The organism is Achromobacter sp. D10, from assembly GCF_035282245.1.
GTDB classification, from domain to species: domain Bacteria; phylum Pseudomonadota; class Gammaproteobacteria; order Burkholderiales; family Burkholderiaceae_B; genus Achromobacter; species Achromobacter insolitus.
Map to the genome: position 1 here is coordinate 1 of NZ_JAYJLE010000021.1, position 3,465 is coordinate 3,465.

Here is a 3,465-nt window from a genome sequence, read left to right on the forward strand (position 1 = left end):
TGCGGAATAAAAGCTTGACGATGACCTACTTTCACAGACGTCCGTCCACTATCATCGGCGCAAAGTCGTTTCACTGTCCTGTTCGGGATGGGAAGGAGTGGGACCAACTCGCTATGGTCGTCAAGCGTAACTGGTTGAGCAGCTGCGGGTAAACGCAACCGCTCCAATCTTGGAAGAAACACAACGCGTGGTGATCAGAGTCAGACTCGATGATCACGCACGATGGGATGTAATTGGTGTTGGCTGGCTGCCGACGGTGCAGCCAGATTTTGTATTGAACGACACTTGGTACGCTATATCACCAGGTCATAACCATCAGTGTTATAGGATCAAGCCTCACGGGCAATTAGTATCGGTTAGCTTAACGCATTACTGCGCTTCCACACCCGACCTATCAACGTCCTGGTCTCGAACGACCCTTCAGGGGGATCAAGTCCCCGGGATACCTAATCTTCAGACGAGTTTCCCGCTTAGATGCCTTCAGCGGTTATCTCTTCCGTACTTAGCTACCCGGCAATGCCATTGGCATGACAACCGGTACACCAGAGGTACGTCCACTCCGGTCCTCTCGTACTAGGAGCAGGCTCCGTCAAGTATCCAACGCCCACGGCAGATAGGGACCAAACTGTCTCACGACGTTTTAAACCCAGCTCACGTACCTCTTTAAATGGCGAACAGCCATACCCTTGGGACCGGCTACAGCCCCAGGATGAGATGAGCCGACATCGAGGTGCCAAACACCGCCGTCGATATGAACTCTTGGGCGGTATCAGCCTGTTATCCCCAGAGTACCTTTTATCCGTTGAGCGATGGCCCTTCCATTCAGAACCACCGGATCACTATGTCCTGCTTTCGCACCTGTTCGACTTGTCAGTCTCACAGTCAAGCACGCTTATGCCATTGCACTATCAGCACGATTTCCGACCGTACCTAGCGTACCTTCGAACTCCTCCGTTACACTTTGGGAGGAGACCGCCCCAGTCAAACTGCCCACCATGCACTGTCCCCGATCCGGATAACGGACCAAGGTTAGAACCGCAAACAAACCAGGGTGGTATTTCAAGGATGGCTCCACGTAATCTAGCGACTACGCTTCAAAGCCTCCCACCTATCCTACACAGGCCGGTTCACAGATCAATGCAAAGCTACAGTAAAGGTTCATGGGGTCTTTCCGTCTAGCCGCGGGTAGATTGCATCATCACAAACACTTCAACTTCGCTGAGTCTCAGGAGGAGACAGTGTGGCCATCGTTACGCCATTCGTGCAGGTCGGAACTTACCCGACAAGGAATTTCGCTACCTTAGGACCGTTATAGTTACGGCCGCCGTTTACCGGGGCTTCGATCAAGAGCTTGCACCCCATCACTTAACCTTCCGGCACCGGGCAGGCGTCACACCCTATACGTCGACTTTCGTCTTTGCAGAGTGCTGTGTTTTTAATAAACAGTCGCAGCCACCGATTCTCTGCGACCCCATCATGCTAAGCGCGCAGGCGCTTCACACTACCGGGGTATACCTTCTCCCGAAGTTACGGTATCAATTTGCCGAGTTCCTTCTCCTGAGTTCTCTCAAGCGCCTTGGAATATTCATCCCGTCCACCTGTGTCGGTTTGCGGTACGGTCTCGTACAGCTGAAGCTTAGAGGCTTTTCTTGGAACCACTTCCAATCACTTCGCAAGCAATGCTCGCTCGTGCCACACCCTTGATTTACGCGCCCGGATTTGCCTAAGCGCCATCTTCGATGCAGCAACAGGGACATCCAACACCCTGATGATCTTCCGCGATCCGTCCCCCCATCGCACTGTACGACGGTGCTGGAATATTAACCAGCTTCCCATCAGCTACGCATCTCTGCCTCGCCTTAGGGGCCGACTCACCCTGCGCCGATGAACGTTGCGCAGGAAACCTTGGACTTACGGCGAGGGGGCTTTTCACCCCCTTTATCGCTACTCATGTCAGCATTCGCACTTCTGATACCTCCAGCAGCCTTTACAAGCCACCTTCGCAGGCTTACAGAACGCTCTCCTACCGCGTGCACAAAGTGCACACCCGCAGCTTCGGTTTATCGCTTAGCCCCGTTACATCTTCCGCGCAGGACGACTCGATCAGTGAGCTATTACGCTTTCTTTAAAGGATGGCTGCTTCTAAGCCAACCTCCTGACTGTCTATGCCTTCCCACTTCGTTTCCCACTTAGCGATAATTTGGGACCTTAGCTGGCGGTCTGGGTTGTTTCCCTCTTGAGTCCGGACGTTAGCACCCGGTGCTCTGTCTCCCAAGCTGTACTTGCGGGTATTCGGAGTTTGCCATAGTTTGGTAAGTCGCCATGACCCCCTAGCTATAACAGTGCTCTACCCCCCGCAGTAATACTTGAGGCACTACCTAAATAGTTTTCGGAGAGAACCAGCTATTTCCAGATTTGTTTAGCCTTTCACCCCTATCCACAGCTCATCCCCTAATTTTTCAACATTAGTGGGTTCGGTCCTCCAGCACGTGTTACCGTGCCTTCAACCTGGCCATGGATAGATCATCTGGTTTCGGGTCTACACCCAGCGACTGAATCGCCCTATTCGGACTCGCTTTCGCTACGGCTTCCCTATTCGGTTAACCTCGCCACTGAATGTAAGTCGCTGACCCATTATACAAAAGGTACGCAGTCACCCCACAAGGAGGCTCCTACTGTTTGTATGCATACGGTTTCAGGATCTATTTCACTCCCCTTCCGGGGTTCTTTTCGCCTTTCCCTCACGGTACTGGTTCACTATCGGTCGATCACGAGTATTTAGCCTTGGAGGATGGTCCCCCCATCTTCAAACAGGATTTCACGTGTCCCGCCCTACTTTTCTTACGCTTAGTTCCACACACAAAATTTCGTCTACAGGGCTATCACCTGCTACGGCCGGACTTTCCATTCCGTTCGACTATCTTGCGTGCTAAAACGTAAAGGCTCTTCCGATTTCGCTCGCCACTACTTTCGGAATCTCGGTTGATTTCTTTTCCTCGAGCTACTGAGATGTTTCAGTTCACCCGGTTCGCCTCCACTGGCCTATGTATTCAGCCAGGGATACTGCTTGCGCAGTGGGTTTCCCCATTCGGATATCTGCGGATCAAAGCTTGTTTGCCAGCTCCCCGCAGCTTTTCGCAGGCTACTACGTCCTTCATCGCCTGTGATCGCCAAGGCATCCACCATATGCACTTAGTCGCTTGATCCTATAACGCTGTAGGCTATAGGACCTGAGTATTAGCGTTTGTGCCGTTCATAAGTTTCAAAGCAGCCCAGGGTTATTCACCCTAGTCTTGAGAACTTGGAACAAAATTAATGCAATCACAACCCGTACCCATCTTCATCAGCAATGCTGATTACTTGATGAGCACATTTCGTTGTGCTTCTTCCAGATTGTTAAAGAACAAAATATAGCTGTTGAGTAAAACCCAACTCATAACGCTGCAAGCAGCACTATGAGTTAGC

2 rRNA genes are annotated in these 3,465 nt (G+C 51.7%); both read right to left on the reverse strand.

Annotated features, from left to right (window positions below):
• Positions 1 to 12: 12 nt before the first annotated feature.
• Positions 13 to 125 (reverse strand): 5S ribosomal RNA (rrf, locus tag VCS63_RS29645).
• 200 nt (positions 126 to 325) lie between these two features.
• Positions 326 to 3,206 (reverse strand): 23S ribosomal RNA (locus VCS63_RS29650).
• Between the last annotated feature and the right edge of the window lie 259 nt (positions 3,207 to 3,465).